We start from the raw sequence: 19345 nt of genomic DNA, 5'->3' as shown, positions 1-19345 counted from the left end.
TATGGACTTACGATTACTTACTCTTGTTCTGATATTTACCAGCACGAGTCTTTGGGCGGGTGATGCTACGTGGGGCAAAAGCACCCAACAATTAAAACGATTACAAACCGTTGACCCTTTAGCTGAAAATAGAGTTCCTTTAGGGTCTCCTGCTTTCAGTGGCAAAAAAGCCAGTAAGTCATTTAACAGTGAACGAAAAGGCAGCGATCAAAAAAAGGTAAAAAATAAAGAGCTTATCAGCGGAGTAAGCGACTAATTCCTTGTATGAATTCAAGCGGGAACCATCATATGCGAGCTAACAGACAAAAGACATCACCTAACCAACAAAAAGGGGTTGTAGTGGTATTTGCAACACTCGCTATGGCAGTCCTCATTGGTGCTGGTGCATTGGCTCTGGATGTAGGGAACTTAACACTATCAAAAGGTAAGTTACAGAACCTGGCCGATGCAGCTGCACTCAGTGCAGCTAAAACCATTGACCTCGGTGGTGATCAGACAGAAGCAACAGCAGCAGGAAATCTGACGATTAACGACAACCTCTCATATGATGGTTTTAGTGCAATCTCCCTTGAGTCCGCAACTATCACGTTTGAATATTCAGAAACACTTCCTTTCGATACCAGTACCGCAACCACAGACTCAACCTACGTAAGAGTACGTATAGAAAATGTAAATATTCCGGATTTTCTCGTTTCCGTAATGAATATTGACTTGAGCACACGAGCTTCTGCAGTGGCTGGTCCAAGCTCTAGCCTTGGTCGTTCTTGCAACATAGTGCCACTGAGTATCTGCGCTGGAGATGACTCAAGCAGTGACAACATTGCTGGGTATTCCAGCGGCACAATGCATGTTCTCAAAGCCTCATCATCAAACCCTTCAGAACTTGGGCCCGGAAACTTTATGCCTGTAACGCTAACAGATGCAGATGGTAACCCGCAAACCGGTGCTGATTCCTATCGAGAAGCGCTAGCTGGGAAGTATGAGAGCTGCCTTACTGTAGAGGCAGGAGAACCAATAACGACTGAAACAGGTAACATGGTAGGCCCTACTCTCGCACTGGATACACGATTTGAAGGTTTTAAAATACCGGGCCTTAAAGATAGTGATTATATCCATGATGTAAATTCCTACTATCACGAAGACAAACTTGCAGCGGTCATGTACAGCGATGATGCAGGTAAATATATCACTGATAAAACATCAAGCGAAATATACAGTTACTCAGAGTATATGGCCAAGTACCAAACAGAAAATTATGAATCTTGTCTAAACTCATCCTCCTGCCAAAACCAAGGTTTTTTCCGTAGAATCGTAACTGTCCCCATTCTTGATTGCAGCACGGCCTCAAAAAAAGGCGGGCGAATGGAAGTTGAGATGCAGGGTTTAGCATGCTTTTTTATATCGCAACCAGTCAGCGAAACGACAACAACAGACAACAAAAACGGCAATGGCGACGGATCGTGGATTGTTGGTGAGTTTATTCAAGATTGTAGAAATAATAGCGGTAATGCCAGCGTAGAACCCAATGAGGACGGTCCGTATAAAATAGTACTTTTCGCTGATCCTGATAGTGGAGATTCGTGATGCGGTTTATTTCCAGGCACAGAGGTGTTGCTATTGTAGAGTTTACCATTCTACTTCCTTTCTTTTTATTCTTACTATTTACAATAGCTGAGATGGGCCGTGCTTTTTATACCTATGCAGAACTAGAAAAGCTAAGCCGAGAAAGTGCTAGATACTTATCGGGGGAGCTTATAAAAGGCTCAACAGGCTTATACTCTATCTCTGACTCAGATAAGATTTTAGCAAAGAATTTGGCTGTCTATGGTTCAGTAGATGGCGGTTCATCATCTTCTCTTCCCGGTCTTGACACATCTCATCTGCAAGTTTCATTAAACGGGAATTATGTAAAAGTTGAAATAAGCTACCCCTATCAGCCAGTATTAGCTGTTATCCCTGGTTTCTTCGTAACTGATGATATTGATATGAATATCACATTAGTATCCAGTTATTCAATGAGGGTTCTGTAATGAGATCCTTAAATAGAAAAAAGGAAAAAGGAAGCACACTGGTAGAGTTTTCTATTATTGCAGGGTTATTTTTCATGTTGATATTTGCAATCATTGAGTTTGGTAGATTGCTTTTCACCTGGCATGTACTTAATGAAACTTCACGTCGAACAGCCCGCTTAGCTACAGTATGCCAGATAACAACATCGGAACAACAAGACATCAAGTTAGCCAGTATTATTGATAATGTTCCTTTACCAGATTTTACGGCTCAAAACATACAATTGACTTTTTTGGATAGTGTCGGGTTAGAAATCACTGACGATATAACCGAAACTGTTAACTTTAATCAAATTGAATTTGTAGAAGCAAAAATTGTCAACTATAAAATAGCATTACTTATCCCTTTAGCTACTTTTGATGTCAATTTCACAGCTCCAGATTTTAAAACTATCTTACCGAGAGAAAGCCTCGGCGTCACTAGAACTGGTTACACTGATTGCTAAGGTGAATTATGAATACAACAACGAGCCTATCAAAAAATGATAACTTATCTACCACCAAGAAGACTCCACTGCCTGTTTCATTAAGTGGTTGGATAATCTCTGAGAATGAAAATTTCGTACACCCGCTCGCTGATTACTTCTTGCAATGGACAAATGTTAAATTCAACACATTTACACAATTTAGCTTAAGTGCACAATTAAAGAACAAATCTGAAATTAAAAAACCTGACTTGATTATCATTGATGGCGATATTGACTGGGTATCTGTTACTACAAAAATAAAATCAAACCTATCAAATCAAACGCCGATAATTTTAATATCAAACGACTCAAGTGCTGAAATTTTGAAAAAAGCTTTAAAATTAGAAATAAAAGATGTTTTATCGATACCATTTGATGAACTAGAATTAGATCAAATAATTTTCAATTGTTCAAATTTGAAATCAGTTAATAGAAAACAAGGTAAAACCACTATATTCATTAATGCTAAAGGTGGTATGGGATCATCAATTATATCAACATCCGTAGCTCACATGATTGCCTTACAAAATGAATCCACTGTGTTGATCGATCCCGATGCGCAATTTGGCTCAACCTCTAGCTTGCTTTCCACCCCTCCAAAGTACACATTAAGTGAAGCTTTATCTCAGGTTGATTCCTTAGATGAGTATGCTACATCAGGCCTATTGACTAAACATGAATCTGGACTTAGATTCATTCCAAACCGTACAGAACACTTATTAGATACTGTCCCTGATTTTGACTCTGAATCATTCAGGGAGTTTCTTGAACACATTAAAAATGGATTCCAACATATAATCATTGATGTATCTAGAGGGTTGGACAATAACATTTACCCAGCTCTATCAAGTGCTGATAATATTTATATTGTTATTCAACAGAACATCCCATCAATAAAAGAAGCCTCAATACTCATAAAAAAATTGAAACACTTGTTTGGATATAGCAGTCAACAGATTAGTGTCATTGTAAATAGGTATTCAAAAAATCTTGAAATCTCACCTGATGAAATAAAAGAGTCATTGCATTGTGAAACAGTTTTGCTAGTCCCCAATGACTATCTATCTGTTAGTGCTTCAACAAACTTGGGGGAATTACTCGCGACACATTTTGAGAAAAAGCCTATAGTAAAATCCCTAAAAGAAGTCACTAACCTAATTACAGAAAAACAAGAAATAGAAGCTAAAGGGGTTAGACGCTTCTTTACATTCTTGAGGAGTTAGATATGTTCTTAAAGAAAGGAAGCAAACCAGCAGAAATTACAGCGCCATTAGATAAAATTGAGGCTAAAGACGAAAATTACGCTGCGCCATTCCATACAGTGAATCCTCAGGAGCAGTTAATTAAAGAAGCCATTATTGACGATCTGTTTAACACACTGGATCTCTCTTTGCTCGAAAATATGCCATTAGACCAAGCCCATGAACAAATTGCTGAAATGTCAGCAATGCTACTTTTGGAAAAAGACGTTCCCCTAAATGCAGATGGTCGTAAACGAGTTATAGAAGAAATCGGCAATGAAATTCTTGGGTTAGGCCCGTTAGAACCTTTACTAAAAGACAAAACGATTTCGGATATTTTGGTTAACTCTAGTAGCCAAATTTTTATTGAGCGTAAAGGTAAGCTCGAACCCACCAATGCCACTTTCCGAGACGATAGGCACTTATTAAATGTTATCGATAAAATAGTATCTCAGGTTGGACGAAGAATTGATGAAAGTTCACCTATGGTTGATGCAAGATTAAAAGACGGCTCGCGGGTTAATGCGATAATACCTCCACTTGCAATCGATGGACCGTCGCTATCAATTCGAAAATTCGCCGTTGAAAAGCTTCAAATTGAACAGCTTCTTGACTACGGTTCGTTGAATGAAGAAATGGCTCACTTTTTACAAGCGATAGTTAAAGGCAGACTGAACATTTTGATCTCAGGGGGTACAGGGTCAGGGAAAACTACGACTCTCAATATTTGCTCTTCTTTCATCCCAAAAAATGAGCGTATTGTCACCATTGAAGACTCCGCTGAATTACAGCTTCAGCAACCACATGTGGTTAGATTAGAAACCCGCCCACCGAACATTGAAGGCCGAGGATTAATTGGGCAGCGGGAACTAGTTATTAATTCACTCCGAATGCGTCCCGACCGCATTGTTGTCGGTGAAGTTCGTGGAGCAGAAGCTGTTGACATGTTAGCAGCAATGAACACAGGTCATGATGGCTCGATGACAACAATACACGCCAATACACCTCGTGATGCCTTGGGCAGAATTGAAAATATGTTCGCCATGGCAGGTTGGAATATGCCGATTAAAAATGTTCGATCTCAGATTGCATCTGCACTTAATGTAGTGGTTCAGTTACGCCGAATGGAAGATGGTAAACGACGCATTACCAGTATTGTCGAGGTTAATGCGATGGAAGGCGATGTTATCACTTTAACTGAATTATTCAATTTTAGCCGAAGAGGGTTCGATGAAGATGGTAATGTCATGGGTCATTATCAAGCTACAGGGAATGTTCCATCCTTTATGGATGATTTTAAACACAAGGGGATAGATATCCCCTATTCCTACTTCAATTCAACAAGCAGTGGGAGTTTCTAATGGATCTGAATTTACAACTATATTTGATTATATTGTTTGTTGCAGTTGTCGTTATATCGCAAACTATATTGATATCGGCATCTGGCACTCGAGCAAATCGAAATCGACTACTGAAAAAACAGCTTGAAGCCATCGCCGAATCTGGTAAGCCACAGCAACAGTCTTTATTACGAAAGAGTTACCTTGATAATCTTGGACCTACAGAGCGTTGGTTAGAAAATAATGCATTTGGTGAGTACCTCAGTGAAAGGCTTTCACTGGCAGGGCTCAACTGGAAAGCATACAAGGTTGCCATCTGGCTTACTATTACAATATTCTTTGCCATGTTCAGCGTACTTTTTATAACACAAAACCTAAAAATGGCTGTTGCTACACCAGCTATCATTATCGTAGCTTTTATCGTTTTTATTCAACAACAAACAGAAAAAAGGCTCCATCTATTTGAAGAGCAATTTGTAGAAGCATTGGATGTAATGAAACGTGCTTTGCTTGTTGGATACCCTTTTACTGAAGTTATGAAAACTGTCAGTGAAGAAATGCCTCCCCCTATCTCAGTTGAATTTGGAAAAACTTTCGTTGAACTCAATTATGGTGTCGATATTAAAGTCGCACTCGCTAACCTAGCACAGCGCAACCCTTCTGTAAGCGTACTTGCTTTTAACAGCGCTGTCGTAATTCAAAAAGAAACAGGTGGTAATTTAGCTGAAACTCTAGATAAAATATCGGCGGTTATCCGCAGCCGTTTCAGGCTAATGAGGAAAGTTCGAACACTTTCAGCAGAGGGAAGAATGTCAGCGTGGGTACTAATGATGGTCCCTTTTGTTCTATTTTTGATGCTATATGTCAGTAACCCGGGCTACATTGCTCCATTGTTAGAGTCGGAAAGAGGCCACACTGTATTAACGGTAACAGCTATCTTAATGACGCTTGGCCTTTTCTGGATTCGTAAATTACTACGTATAGAGGTTTAGTATGGAGTATCTGGTCAGTGTATTAAATACCTATATAGGTGATGAAAACATATCAAAGTGGCTTTTTTTGGGCCTCGCTTTTTTGAGTGCTGTAGCTTTTACAATCAGTATTAGCATTCTCATAAATAATTCAACAACGCCCTTAAAACGCCGTTTAAATACAATATCGAGTATCAATAAGCCCCAGTTTACCGGCAGTTTGCAAACAGAGCAGAAAAACAACCTCGAATCGATAGAGAAATATGTCACCCCTAAATCAAAAGCTGAACAGCTCAATACAAAACAGTTATTGATGCATGCAGGTTATGAAAAAAGCTCGGCATTAACATCTTTCTACGCAATTAAAATCATCTTATCTTTATTGGCATTAGTTACCTCAATCATTGTAACTAAATTTATACCTGAGCTGACTACGCAGAAAGTTGTGTTTTATATCTTGCTTTCAGTCGCTGTCACCTCTTACCTACCTAATATGTTCTTAAAAAAATTAGCTGACAAGCGAACTAAAGATCTGAGGAACGCCTTCCCTGATGCCCTTGACCTATTAGTCGTCTCAACTGAAGCTGGTTTAGGGTTCCAAGCAGCATTAAACAGGGTGGCAAAAGAAATTGACTCTATATCTCCGGCTCTTGGCCAAGAACTACAGATTGTATGTCAAAAGGCTCGGGTTGGGATATCAATGCCGGTGGCACTCAACCAATTTATTGAAAGGACAGGATTAACTGAACTTCAAGGTCTAATCAGTATAATAACCCAGTCTGTAAAACTTGGCTCAAGCATGGGTGATACATTGAGAGACTATGCTGATGAATTTCGGGACCGGCGTATGCAAAGAGCAGAAGAAGAAGCCGCCAAAATAGGAACGAAAATGATTTTTCCATTAGTAACTTGCATTTGGCCAGGTTTTTTTGCAGTTGCTGTAGGCCCTGCTATCGTAAAGGTATTGGATATGTTTGCAGGCCGTTAGCCAAGTAAAAGGATGTTTAATAATGAGTGCTAAAAAATTGTTCAATAATAAAATAATTATTTTTTCGATAGCATCATCTCTTCTCGTCGGCTGTTCAAGTAATAATACAGCCTCTACCAATGACAGCGTAGATTTTAACCATGAGCTTTATGAAGGAAAATCCACGTTAGGGCTAACAGGTGACTTTCCTCCTGAGAATGCAAAAGAAGCATTACTTAGAGGTGATCAAGCTTACTTAGCCAATGACTCTGATCTCGCTTTATATGAATATATACGAGCCTTAAGCTTTCCCTCCCAAGAATATGCTGATCAAGCCTTTTATAAGATTGGCTATATCCACCAACAAAGAGGGAATTTCGAACTAGCAAAACTTGCCTATACAAGAGCGGCTCTCATTGCCGAAGATAACATTCAATATGCGGCTTCTGTTGGCATTGTAGAGCTAAAGCTTGGCGAGCAAGACAATGCAAAAAAACAACTTCTAAGAGCCATAAAGATGGATCAGCAAAGGCAAGGAAAATCTGATTGGGATTCAGAAAAAGACCTATTCTCTCAACGCTTATTGATTGATAGTAATTCTCCCTTAAGTGCATATATCGGTCTTGGTATAATATCCGATCTTGATGCCAAGCATAAACCTGCTCAACAAATTTATCTAACCGCTTTAAGTGTTAACAATCGTTCTGAAAAAGCATTGACTAACCTTGGATACTCTTATTACTTAGACGGTAATTTAAAGCAATCAGAAATTATAAATAGAAGAACGACTACGCTATACCCTAACAATAAACGAGCATGGTCTAACCTTGGACTTACTTATATAAAGTCAAAGCAATATGAAGATGCCCTTGATGCTTTATCAAATGTAATGCCAAGAGAAAAGGCTTTGAACGATATTGGATACTTTGCCATGTTAGAGGGGGATTACGAGTCTGCCATTAACTATCTAGAAAGAGCAGTTAATACAAGCCCAACATTCTATGCAAAAGCCCAAGAGAACCTCAAGCGAGCCCAAAAGCTACAAATATCAGCACCGGCAGTGAAATTGTCTAAATATAGAGATAGCAACCAAACTCAAACTACCGTTTATTCAATTACCGATACAACCCACTAGATAAAATAAAAAGCCTGATTTTAATCAGGCTTTTTATTTTTCGATATATTGCAAAAATTACTTTTCGCGACGCTTCTTCACATCACCAGCTAGTTGTCGAAGTACCTTCTCAGTGTCATCAAAACCGATACACGCATCTGTGATGCTCTGGCCATAGGTCGGCTCTTGTCCTTCAACGATATCCTGACGACCTTCAACAAGGTGGCTTTCAATCATTACACCGAAGATAGCTTTATTGCCTGCTGCAATCTGGCTGCCAACATCTTCAGAAACCAATAACTGGCGCTGGTACTGTTTAAGGCTGTTTGCGTGACTGAAGTCAATCATCACTTTTTGACGCAGACCGGCTTTTTCAAGCTGCTCTGTAATGCCATTCACGTGTTCCTGGCTGTAGTTTGGCTCTTTACCACCACGTAAAATGATGTGGCAATCTTCGTTACCAGCAGTCGAAACAATCGCAGAATGGCCATATTTAGTAACTGACAGGAAATGGTGAGGTGCGCTTGACGAGCCAATTGCATCAGTTGCAATCTTGATGTTGCCATCAGTACCGTTTTTGAAACCTACTGGACATGAAAGGCCTGATGACAGCTCACGGTGAACCTGAGATTCAGTGGTACGAGCGCCAATTGCCCCCCAGCTGATCAGATCACCCATATACTGTGGTGTGATCATATCTAGAAATTCACCTGCTGTTGGTACACCCATATCAGTCAGGTCTAACAGCAACTTACGGCCAATACGTAGGCCATCATTTAGCTGGAAGCTGTTATCCATGTATGGGTCATTAATAAGCCCTTTCCAGCCAACCGTTGTACGTGGCTTTTCAAAGTAAACACGCATAACAACTTCAAGTTCACCCTTCAGCTCTTCACGAAGCGCTCTTAGCTTCTGGCCATACTCCAATGCCGCTTTTGTATCATGAATAGAACAAGGGCCGACAATGACCAACAGACGGTCATCTTCGTCATTGAGGATTTTATGAATCGATTGGCGAGCTTGATATACCGTTTCAGACGCATTTTCAGTTGCAGGGAAACGTTCCAGTACTGCAACTGGAGGGAGAAGTTCTTTAATTTCGCGAATACGAACATCATCGGTTTTATGCATTGTTACTTCCTAATTTACGCACCCATCAACTGTAAACTTAAAATTACAAGTTTCGTTGACAGTATATTCCAAATCCAATTGACTTTAACTTATCTGTCTTTTATGTGCAGTGCAAACGCTAATTAGCCAATTTGGTGATTTTTTTTCAAAACGGTGGCTATTTAATCAACATGATGCGTAATAGGCTTGATTTCACAATTATATGCCTATAATCGGTTCATCTCTTTGAATTCCACATTACAAAGCAATAACATAGGCTCATAAAACCTTCTCTTTGGAGCGGTCTGGATGACCAAAGAAACTGTTATTTCGTTTCAGAACATCAATAAGTGGTATGGAGATTTCCAGGCACTAAAGAACATCAATTTGACCATTACCCGCGGGGAAAAGCTGGTTATATGTGGCCCTTCAGGCTCTGGGAAGTCAACTTTGATAAGGTGTATCAACGGTCTTGAGCAATTCAGTGAAGGGCAACTTGAGGTCGCCGGTCACAGCCTCAATGCACAACATCTCAAGCGTATTCGAGGCCAGGTGGGTATGGTTTTTCAGCATTTCAATTTATTTCCCCATATGACGGTACGCGAAAACCTCACCCTTGCCCCCCGACGTACCCGGAAGATGAATAAGCAAGATGCTGATCAATTAGCGATGGAGTACCTGGAACGTGTGCACATTGCTCATCAGGCAGATAAATATCCTGCACAGCTCTCCGGCGGCCAACAACAGCGTGTGGCTATCGCCCGTTCACTGTGCATGAAACCTGATATCCTTCTGTTTGATGAACCAACATCTGCACTCGACCCAGAGATGATCCGCGAAGTATTGGATGTCATGACCGAACTGGCCGAGGAAGGTATGACCATGATCTGTGTGACCCACGAAATGGGTTTTGCGCGAAAAGTTGCTGATCGAGTGGTCTTCATGGACGAAGGCGAAATTGTAGAGGTTGCCCCACCAGCACAATTATTTGATGCGCCTAAACATCCGAGAACTCAACTTTTCCTTGAACAGATCTTAAGTTATTAAGGGCTTAACTATGGTTCAGAATGTTGTTGGTTCATCACGGTGGTTTCACGTTATGGGCCGTATTTCCAAACCTTTCTTTTCGGGGTTATTGCAAGTTGGCCTAGTGGCTTTCTTCTTGATGTGGTTACTCGATACCGGGGCGGATGCGATGAACTACCGCTGGCAATGGTATCGCATTCCGCAATACCTCTGGTTTTTTGAAGACGGGCAATGGTTCCCTGCAGAGTTATTAGAAGGACTAAAGGTCACTTTGAACATCTCTGCTGTTAGTTTATTTTTTACGTTAGCCATTGGTTTGGTGGTCGCATTACTTCGTCTATCTGATTCCATTGTGGGCCGAGGCATTGCTAAATGTTATATCGAACTGATTCGAAACACTCCCTTATTGGTTCAAATCTACTTGTTGTATTTCGTTTTCGGCCCAGTCCTTGGGCTTGAGAGGTTTACAACAGCGGTATTGGCACTATCTCTTTTCCAAGGCGCTTATACAGCAGAGATTTTTCGAGCCGGATTAACAAATATTGATAAAGGACAGTTCGAATCGAGTAATAGCCTAGGTTTATCCACTATAGATAGCTATCGTTTTGTTATTTTACCGCAAGTGATTAAGCGCATATTGCCACCGCTAACCAATGAAGCGGTTTCTCTTGTCAAAAATTCGTCGATAGTCAGTGTGATGGCCATATTCGACCTTACAACCGAAGGGCGAAATATTGTCGCGGATACCGCTATGCCTTTCGAAGTTTGGTTTACTGTTGCAGGTATATACCTTGTGGTCACCCTGACACTATCGGGCCTAGCAGCTTGGCTTGCTCATCGGCTCAACACACCATCACACTAAGCCAATGATTAACCAATAAAATACAAGTAAAACAACACTCACAAAGCAATCATCAACAAAACATTCGTACAAGGAGAAAGGAAGCATGAAACGATTACTATCAGCATTTATTGCTGTTATGGCGCTGACAATGGCCACCGTCTCGACAGCCGCTGATAAAAGTGCGCTTATTGAAATTAAAGAACGCGGAACACTTCGGGTGGGGCTGTCGACATTCGTCCCATGGGCGATGAGAGACAAGCAAGGCGAACTCGTTGGTTTTGAAGTCGATGTTGCCCGCCGTTTGGCAAAAGATGCTGGACTCAAACTGGAGTTTATCCCAACAGCTTGGGATGGCATTATCCCTGCGTTGCTAGCGGGTAAATTCGACGTTATTATCGGTGGCTTATCTATTACACCAGAACGCAACATGAGCGTGCTTTTTACCAGCCCATACGCACACTCAGGTGTTCAGCTTGCCGCCCACAAAGATCTTGCCGCAGATAAATCAAGTTTTGAAGACTACAACAAACGTAGTGTTACCCTAGCCGTACGCCGCGGTGCTTTTACCGTACAAACAGCGAAAAAGTACTTCCCAAAAGCAAAACTACGCCAGTTTGATGATGAAGCACAGGCCTTCCAAGAAGTATTGAATGGCAATGCCCACGCTGCCCTCGCCTCATCGCCGAAACCTGAGCACATGGCAATTCAGTACAGTAACAAGCTGTATATCCCTTTTGATGAGCGTTTGAGCCGTGGTTCTGAAGCTTTTGCTATCCGGCACGGTGAGTTTGACTTGCTTAATTTCTTCAACAACTGGATTTTACTCCGTACCGAAGACGGCTGGTTGAAAGAGCGCCATGATTACTGGTTCACTACCTTAGATTGGGAAGACCAGATCGCACAAGGACAATAAGTGTTGTCGCAAACAAAGACCCAAGTCATGCCGGGAATCAATTTCCCGGCACGACTAAAACTAAGCAAATTGGATGCAGTGCTAATCCTGCTAATTGTCGCGGCTGTTGGTTGGCTTTGGTACCGTTCATCCGCTGGAATACATTATCAATGGAACTGGGATAAAGCTTTTACTCTCGTAATGACACCTGGTCGCAACGGTGAACTTCCATACTTCTTTCAAGGACTATTGGCAACATTACGCCTTAGCCTATGGGGTATGGTTTTTGCTGGTTTACTCGGCTTAATGTTAGGTTTAGCCCGCCGTTCATCATGGTTCTTCTTGAGGTTACCAGCACAGGCCTATATTCAGCTGGTGAGAAATATCCCACCACTGGTGTTTGTATTTATCTTCTACTTTTTCATTTCTAGCCAGTTGGTTCCAGCCCTGGGTTTAGAAAGCGTATTGAGAAATACCCCAACTGATATCAGCTCTTGGCAGTCCTTCTTATTTGGTCCAGCCAAACTGTGGGAAAACTTATTCTCAGGGATCCTATGTGTGGGGCTCATTGCAGCAGCTTATATCGCTGAAATCGTTCGCTCTGGGATCGATGCTATTGCCAAGGGACAGTGGGAAGCCGCTGATTCGCTCGGCCTATCACGATTAGACAGATTCAGGTTTATCATTTTTCCACAGGCTTTAAGTGGTATCGTACCGCCACTGGCAGGCCAGTTCATTTCCTTAGTTAAAGATTCATCCATTATCTCGCTGATTTCCATTCAGGAGCTAACCTTTGTTGGCAGTGAAATTGCCAATTCATCGGGTCTGATATTCGAAATTTGGCTGTTGGTTGGTGCAGGTTATCTCATCCTGTGCTTTGGTCTCTCAGTACTATTCAGTTATCTTGAAAAACACTCTCAAAAGCATCACCCGATACGATAAATACATATCAGGCAGCAGTTAGCATGGGTTGTGTAAAAACGCACTGAAGCGAATAACTGAAAAACAAAAGGGAGCCAACTTATGGCTCCCTTTTTATTTGAAATACACTGAGCTTTCTGTGATGTAACTCTCTGTCTCCAATGTGTTCCATCCCTATTTTTTTCATTACCTGACGTGCTGACATATTGCGAATGCAGGTAAAGCCGATAATGCTGTGAAAGCCGGCCTCGCGAAAGCCGTATTCTAATATCGCCCGACCGATTTCAGTTGCATAACCTTGATGCCAATGATCCTCACAAATCACCCATTCAATTTCAGCGGTGGATTCATTATCGCCATAGGGATGCAATCCCACTCGGCCAATCAAGGTATCGCAGTCAGATAAAATTAGCGGGCAGTTAAAGTAACCGCGGCGACCATTACCCATTGATAGATCAACATGGAGTTTCTGTAACTCATGCCTCGCCCTTTCTTCAGACCAAGGTTTTTCTTCCGTAAAGGTATGAACTGATTGATTGGACATTATCCGGTATAAGCCAGCAATATCGTCTTCATCCCAGGGTCTGATATAAAGGCGTTGAGTTTTAATACTCGGCGACACATCTAAAATCATATTCATCCCTCTTTCTCAGAGCCTAGCTCATATCTCGGCCTAGGCTCAGTGATTAACAAAAGGAGGGGTTAGCTCTCCTTTTTGCCAAATTGTTCTGACCATCCCGGCCATAGCGTTGCAAAATCCATATACTCCTCGAGCATATCAGCAACTCGGTCGATGCCCTGTTCACGGATCAAATTAAAATCCGGCGAACACGTTGAAGTTAGACCAGCCCATTTTAAAATAGCATCACAGGCTTCTTGTTGCTCAAAAATACCGTGCAAGTAAGTACCAAACACCTGGTTATCAATACCAAACTTGCCGTCTTTGTTGCCAGCTAGACAAATTGGCGCATCTTGATCTACACCTTCTGTCACGCCAGCATGGATTTCATAGCCTCTGACAGGAACACTATCCTGATCTGGTATTGTCAGGCTGCCTGTTACTTGCTTCAGCTGTTTATGAGGGGCCAATACTGTCGAAACTGATAAGTATCCAAGACCCCAGCTTGTACCCGGCTCACCTTCAATACCATCGAGGTCCGCAATAGATTCACCCAGCATCTGGTAACCACCACAAATACCCATCACCTTACCGCCTAAGCGAAGATGACGGGCAATTTGTTGGTCCCAACCTTGCTCCCTAAGGTAGTCCAAATCACTGCGAACACTTTTAGTCCCTGGAATAATAATAAGATCAGATGGCGGAATTTGCTGACCTTTACCGATAAATTGCATATTTACTTGCGGGTGCATGCGCAAAGGGTCAAAGTCAGTATGATTACTGACACGGGTTAGCACTGGTACCGACACCCTTAATTGATCACCGTCTGCATCTACCTGCTGAACATCAATCGCATCCTCAGCCTCCAGCATCAGGCCATGCAGATAAGGTAGAACCCCCAACACTGGCTTACCGGTTTTTTGCTCCAGCCATTCCAGTCCCCCCTCCAGCAATTTGATATCACCGCGGAACCGGTTGATCACAAAACCTTTTACCCGTGCTTGCTCGCTTTCCGACAGTAAGGCTAGTGTGCCATAAAGATGCGCAAACACGCCGCCACGGTCGATATCTGCCACAATGATCACCGGTACATCAGCCTCTTCGGCAAATCCCATGTTGGCAACATCATTTTCACGCAAGTTAATCTCGGCTGGACTGCCCGCCCCTTCGATAATAACGGTTTGGTATTCTTGCTGAAGAATACCGAAAGACTCCATGATCGGGCCTAACACCACTTTTTTATAGTTGTGATAGCCCACTGCATCCATATCAGCCAAAGCCTTGCCCTGAACGATAACCTGCGCACCAATATCGGTATTCGGTTTTAATAATACCGGGTTCATGTGTACTGTCGGCTCAATCTTTGCCGCCTGCGCCTGTACCGCTTGTGCACGGCCGATCTCTCCACCATCTTTGGTTACCGCACTGTTTAGTGCCATATTTTGTGACTTAAATGGGGCGACTTTAATATTCTTACGTGCTAATACACGGCACAGCCCTGCCACCAGCACACTTTTACCTGCGTCAGAGGTGGTTCCCTGAACCATTAAGCACTTATTATTCAACAATTTAACTCCAGACCATAAGAGGAAAAAAAATATGAGCATCTAATCAATCACATTGAATTCAATCCAAAATTTCTGACTGTAGATTATTTGGTACACTTTTTGGTACACAGAAGATTTGGTACAAATTGTTGCTCATTATTAGAAATTGCATCATACCATAATGGATTAGACTATAACTTTACCACCCACATAGGCACTCATAGGCACTCATAGGCACTCATAGGCACTCATAGGCACTCATAGGCACTCATAGGCACTCATAGGCATATAATTTCCTACGCAACAGGAACAAACATCAATGGAAATATTCAAACGTTAACTCCCCCCCTCTTACATGCTCACACTTTATGTTTGGATTCAGCGTGATACTTTTGACTTACCTGCCTACAAAATTGTTAACCGCTATCACTATCGCATTGTTGATGTGCAGCGTATATCAATGACGGTGAAGTCAAATAAAGGAATCTGTTTGTAAAAATAACATGCCCTTCTGCCTAAGCGAAAACAGCCTAGGGCCACTCACAAACAATCCGAAATTAGATATCAACACATAACACTAAGTGAAAAACTTGGCTTTGCTTAAAACAAATTTTTTAATACAAGTGAACTTGTAAGCTTTTACTTTAGATGATGCCCGGTCGGACGTGTACCAGTACTTTAAAATCAATCACTTATGAAGTAGGACAAAAATATTCGGATAGATTTTAGGAAATTCAGACTGAAAATCGCTTTGAACTTTCCTAACTAAGGAGGCTATATAATCCAGTTAAATGGTGCGGCGTTCTATATATCCACCCCTAAATTAACTAATGAGTTGTCCGCTCATACTCCATTCATATTTACCCCGACATCTCATCCTTCAAACATATCGAGCAAGAGATATAGTGAAGTAAACACAACCAGCGAGGCGAAACACATGGAGAATACAAAGTACCAAACAGTAGAAGAAATCATGCTCGTTTCAGGAGAAACCATTGCTCGCATGCTCGATATAACTGAAGAAATGTTTGATAAACTAGTTAACACTGGGGTGTTCTTCTGCCCTACTTACCAGGTCGGAAACCTTAAGCGGTATAGCCTTAATGACGTAGTTGTCTTCATCAACGGTTGTAAACTGCCCGAGGGGAGTCGGTACGTGGCACCAGTTAGGCATGTTAAACAATATTAGTGATCAGTAGCGTTAACCAATAGACAACTGAAAACAGGTTGAAGACTGCAACTTCGAACTATTATTGTGCATCTAAGTGAACCCTGCTGTACCGGCATTAGTCATGGCAATTCTCTGTGGTGTGATTGTGAGCCTATCTACCAGATGGGAGGATTTCGACCCGGAAGAAGTTTTGATGCAATTAAAAGAAGAAAGAACAATTTAAGGAGAATAAATGTCTATGAAATGGAACAATGATACTGAGTTATTCAAGTTGGCCAAAGAGAAGTTATTTGTCGCTTGGGTCGGTGATATTTTAGATAAAATGGGATACCACCATCAATTTCTATCACCTCAATTGAAACCGATACGGAATGATATGGTGATCATTGGCCGTGCCATGCCGGTACTCGAAGCAGATTTTTACGGCGATCACCCCGGTCACTCTGAAATCACTCAACAACCATTTGGTCGTATGTTTGAAGCCCTCGATGACCTGAAAGAGAACGAGGTGTATATCTGTTCAGGCAGCTCACACCGTTATGCATTGTGGGGAGGGCTAATGTCAACCCGTGCTTTACAATGTGGTGCTGCAGGCGCAGTTGTGCATGGCTTTCATCGGGACACCAACGAGATTGAACGTCTTAATTTTCCTGTTGCCTCCTTTGGGAGTTATGCCCAAGATCAAGGCGTGCGAGGAAAGGTTATTGACTGGCGAGTACCTATTGAAGTTGATGGTGTATCAGTCAAAAATGGCGACATTATTTTTGGAGACCGAGATGGTGTCCTGGTTATCCCACAAGAAGCGGCAACCGAAGCCTTTCAGGGAGCATTTGAGAAGGCTGAGGGTGAAAATGAAGTGCTTCAAGCTCTGGAACAAGGTATGACAACTGTCGAGGCTTTCCAAAAGTTCGGGATTATGTAATTAGTATTGTAAAGAGGCAAGCGCAGTGCTTATCGATTTTGCGTTTGCCTTTTATCAGTGAGATGATTTTAAGCAAACCATCAGCAGCTCTAGGTCAGCATTGATCACAAGGTCATGACCTGCTCCCCGCTTTCTAATCCAGCCATCCTATATGTGGCTGGCCAGGATCATCAGCTAGTGCTGTACTCATCGATTGCACTTAGAAACTTATCGATATCATCCTCTCTTTGCAGATACGGTACGGATTTATTGTATAGGTGTAGGTAAGTTTGTCCGTAGGTATAGTTAGTAGTAAAAGCTGAATCAGGACTGTTGCTATCAATGAAATTAAAGATGTACCCCTGACCATTGGAGTTTTTTTCAATTTCAGTGATTAATAATGCATGAGAATCGATCCCTTTTATTTGCAATTTTACGTAAGCTACTCTTTTTCTAACCGCTACCTCTTCATAGATCTCATCCATGTACTTTTTTAGCTTTTCAGGTGTTGTCTCATAACTACCAGAAAGTCCATTGATCCACTGCCAAAGCAGGACACCATCAAAAAGCTGCCATAGATTTAAATACTTCTGAATTTCCTCTTTGAATTCGATTGAAAACTCAGCAAAGTTATTGAACCCGCTAATCTCTGAGACCTCTTTGCCTTTTATTAGGTTGCGGATGATCTTTTTTGCTTCTTTCTTGGAGCATTTCGGTTCATTTGGCCTGTATGTGGTAAGGTATAACGCAGCGCGCTGCAAGCGCGAATGCCACCAGCACACACCCGCGTTAAAAAGACCGCCAGTGTTTTTGAAAGCGATTAGGTTCTCATTAGACTCGAAATATTCTTTAATCCCAGCCAAGTGTTTGAAGTAGTTAGGATCCTGAGATTTCTCTATGAACTCTTTTTTCGACGTTGAGGCTTTTTGATGCTTAAAGCCCAGTGTTTTTCCAGATTGCTTAATCTCATCAGTATACATACTCATGAGACGTTGCTTTTCGATATGACTGCTTTTCAGCCTTGCTTCGGCACTAATCAAAGCAGATTTTTCGTCAGGTGACAACGCGTTAATATGTTTCGCATTGAGTACTTCAATGTCATCTGAGTCAAAGAATTCAATTTCATCTGTGTGTTTCATACTAAATGACCTCCATGATCAGTTGCAGTAGAACGAATAGACACCATATATAATACTAGTTGCACTCAAGGGAATAACCACACTGTTAATGCACTCTTTCTGTGAGCGTTAAGATGACTACTCACCGTGAAGTAGTGAATCCAACTCTGGCGTGTCTATCAAGTCGGTGGTTATTCAATTCGACAGACAGGAATGATTAACCTCACTTTCCATGTCACTATATTTGACCTGCAAAGATGTTTCCGGATAACGTCATTTCATATATTCAAAGATAACAAGGAGAGTTCTTTGAAACACAACATTATAGAATGGGTCAATGACCATGATGATAAATGGCTCTTTACGCTACTCTACGTTAGTTCTGCCATTGTTTTGAGCATGACCATCTCTATGTTTTGGCTTGTGATTGTTGTAGCCGTGCATGGTTTATTGGAATGGATATCAATTAGCAGATCCTCTTCCTACTATGGGATAAAGAGGTTTGGTGCTGTGCTGTGGCATTTAAAATTGGATATTGTGCTGATTATCTTTGCCCTATGGTTATCTGTCTACATGGATGCCATATTCGGTCTGGTAGGACTTAATGCTGCTGCTCGTGCTGGTGCTCAAGTTGGCTCGCGGTTCGCCATCTTTGAGAAAATAATAAGAGGCTTTTTTTTAACTGTGGATGATGCCGCTCAAGTACTCAAGGCACTATCAAAGAAACGGGATAAGTCAGACCAAGAAGTGGAGGTAAAAACGTACACCAAGGGAGACTGTAGTGGTCAACTTAATTTGACTCGTGTTTATGGCCCTCGGCAGATGGCAGTCTAAGTTAATACAGGTCTCAGTGATATCTTGCTCAATCTGTTCAGCGAAAAAGACAAGGTTTTCTTCAGCAAATTTTATGCACAGGTTATACCAATCTAAGTAAAAATATGATCTAATTGAGGTTACTCTTTCAGACAGTCACATCGCTATGGATAGCCTCAATAATATCGACTTCAAAAAGTTAGCAAGCCAACAA

The 19345-nt window shown here is 41.7% G+C and carries 20 protein-coding genes; 16 read left to right on the top strand and 4 right to left on the bottom strand.

The features are described from left to right. Position 1 precedes the first annotated feature (1 nt). Genes ACVA53_RS13420 through ACVA53_RS13380 form a run of 9 tightly spaced genes read left to right on the top strand, consistent with a single transcriptional unit; the run spans position 2 to position 8190 of the window. Complete coding sequence (locus tag ACVA53_RS13420) at positions 2-256, top strand: hypothetical protein (RefSeq protein ID WP_255042894.1); 255 nt, start codon at positions 2-4, stop codon at positions 254-256. 32 nt (positions 257-288) lie between these two features. After that, positions 289-1584 carry a pilus assembly protein TadG-related protein gene (locus ACVA53_RS13415; protein ID WP_446505359.1) on the top strand — a complete coding sequence of 432 codons (1296 nt, stop codon included), beginning with the start codon at positions 289-291 and terminating at the stop codon, positions 1582-1584. After that, complete coding sequence (locus tag ACVA53_RS13410; protein ID WP_255042896.1) at positions 1584-2030, top strand: TadE/TadG family type IV pilus assembly protein; 447 nt, start codon at positions 1584-1586, stop codon at positions 2028-2030. The genes ACVA53_RS13415 and ACVA53_RS13410 overlap by 1 nt, the downstream gene beginning before the upstream one ends. Then, positions 2030-2515, top strand: a complete 486-nt coding sequence (locus ACVA53_RS13405; RefSeq protein WP_446505358.1) for a TadE/TadG family type IV pilus assembly protein — start codon at positions 2030-2032, stop codon at positions 2513-2515. Before ACVA53_RS13410 ends, ACVA53_RS13405 begins: the two co-directional genes overlap by 1 nt. An 8-nt stretch (positions 2516-2523) precedes the next feature. Continuing rightward, complete coding sequence (locus ACVA53_RS13400) at positions 2524-3759, top strand: AAA family ATPase (protein ID WP_446505357.1); 1236 nt, start codon at positions 2524-2526, stop codon at positions 3757-3759. A 2-nt stretch (positions 3760-3761) separates the two neighbouring features. Then, a complete protein-coding gene (locus ACVA53_RS13395; protein WP_255042899.1) occupies positions 3762-5138 on the top strand; it encodes a CpaF family protein in 1377 nt (458 codons plus the stop codon). Beyond that, the gene (locus ACVA53_RS13390; protein ID WP_255042900.1) at positions 5138-6109 is read left to right on the top strand and encodes a type II secretion system F family protein; all 972 of its coding nucleotides are present in this window, start codon (positions 5138-5140) and stop codon (positions 6107-6109) included. The genes ACVA53_RS13395 and ACVA53_RS13390 overlap by 1 nt, the downstream gene beginning before the upstream one ends. Position 6110: 1 nt before the next feature. Beyond that, positions 6111-7076, top strand: a complete 966-nt coding sequence (locus tag ACVA53_RS13385; protein ID WP_446505356.1) for a type II secretion system F family protein — start codon at positions 6111-6113, stop codon at positions 7074-7076. Positions 7077-7098: 22 nt separating this feature from the next. After that, positions 7099-8190, top strand: coding sequence for a tetratricopeptide repeat protein (locus ACVA53_RS13380; RefSeq protein WP_255042902.1), 1092 nt, complete (start codon positions 7099-7101; stop codon positions 8188-8190). A gap of 57 nt (positions 8191-8247) precedes the next feature. On the opposite strand, the gene aroG is transcribed toward ACVA53_RS13380, so the two are convergent. Further along, positions 8248-9300, bottom strand: coding sequence for a 3-deoxy-7-phosphoheptulonate synthase AroG (aroG, locus tag ACVA53_RS13375; protein ID WP_255042903.1), 1053 nt, complete (start codon positions 9298-9300; stop codon positions 8248-8250). Between the two features lie 288 nt (positions 9301-9588). Between aroG and ACVA53_RS13370 the strand changes: the two genes are divergently transcribed. The 4 genes from ACVA53_RS13370 to ACVA53_RS13355 all read left to right on the top strand — a co-directional run bounded on the left by ACVA53_RS13370 (position 9589) and on the right by ACVA53_RS13355 (position 12983). Next, positions 9589-10326 carry an amino acid ABC transporter ATP-binding protein gene (locus ACVA53_RS13370; RefSeq protein ID WP_255042904.1) on the top strand — a complete coding sequence of 246 codons (738 nt, stop codon included), beginning with the start codon at positions 9589-9591 and terminating at the stop codon, positions 10324-10326. Between the two features lie 10 nt (positions 10327-10336). Continuing rightward, positions 10337-11167 carry an amino acid ABC transporter permease gene (locus ACVA53_RS13365; protein ID WP_446505355.1) on the top strand — a complete coding sequence of 277 codons (831 nt, stop codon included), beginning with the start codon at positions 10337-10339 and terminating at the stop codon, positions 11165-11167. A 118-nt stretch (positions 11168-11285) separates the two neighbouring features. Next, positions 11286-12062: a transporter substrate-binding domain-containing protein gene (locus tag ACVA53_RS13360; protein ID WP_373689562.1), complete on the top strand. Its 777-nt coding sequence runs from the start codon at positions 11286-11288 to the stop codon at positions 12060-12062. Positions 12063-12089: 27 nt separating this feature from the next. Then, complete coding sequence (locus tag ACVA53_RS13355) at positions 12090-12983, top strand: amino acid ABC transporter permease (protein WP_255042928.1); 894 nt, start codon at positions 12090-12092, stop codon at positions 12981-12983. A gap of 79 nt (positions 12984-13062) precedes the next feature. Here the strand turns inward: ACVA53_RS13355 and ACVA53_RS13350 are convergent, their stop codons facing one another. Both ACVA53_RS13350 and ACVA53_RS13345 read right to left on the bottom strand, forming a co-directional pair. Beyond that, positions 13063-13602, bottom strand: coding sequence for a GNAT family N-acetyltransferase (locus ACVA53_RS13350; protein WP_255042907.1), 540 nt, complete (start codon positions 13600-13602; stop codon positions 13063-13065). Positions 13603-13664: 62 nt separating this feature from the next. Further along, positions 13665-15128 (bottom strand): cobyric acid synthase, encoded by a 1464-nt coding sequence (locus tag ACVA53_RS13345; protein WP_255042929.1) that lies wholly within the window; start codon positions 15126-15128, stop codon positions 13665-13667. Between the two features lie 937 nt (positions 15129-16065). Here ACVA53_RS13345 and ACVA53_RS13340 point away from each other — a divergent pair. Beyond that, positions 16066-16317, top strand: coding sequence for a hypothetical protein (locus tag ACVA53_RS13340; RefSeq protein ID WP_446505354.1), 252 nt, complete (start codon positions 16066-16068; stop codon positions 16315-16317). A 214-nt stretch (positions 16318-16531) separates the two neighbouring features. Next, on the top strand, positions 16532-17221 hold the full coding sequence (locus ACVA53_RS13335) for an RraA family protein (protein ID WP_446505353.1): 690 nt from the start codon (positions 16532-16534) through the stop codon (positions 17219-17221). A gap of 170 nt (positions 17222-17391) precedes the next feature. On the opposite strand, the gene ACVA53_RS13330 is transcribed toward ACVA53_RS13335, so the two are convergent. Next, entirely contained in the window at positions 17392-18339 is a 948-nt protein-coding gene (locus ACVA53_RS13330; RefSeq protein ID WP_446505352.1) for a hypothetical protein, read from the bottom strand. Positions 18340-18627: 288 nt separating this feature from the next. Here ACVA53_RS13330 and ACVA53_RS13325 point away from each other — a divergent pair, with 288 nt between their 5' ends. After that, a complete protein-coding gene (locus tag ACVA53_RS13325; protein ID WP_446505351.1) occupies positions 18628-19152 on the top strand; it encodes a hypothetical protein in 525 nt (174 codons plus the stop codon). The last annotated feature ends 193 nt before the right edge of the window (positions 19153-19345 follow it).

It is taken from the genome of Photobacterium sp. DNB23_23_1 (genome assembly GCF_052873815.1).
Note: the sequence above shows the minus strand (reverse complement) of the source record. Positions and strands in the feature narration are given on the sequence as shown.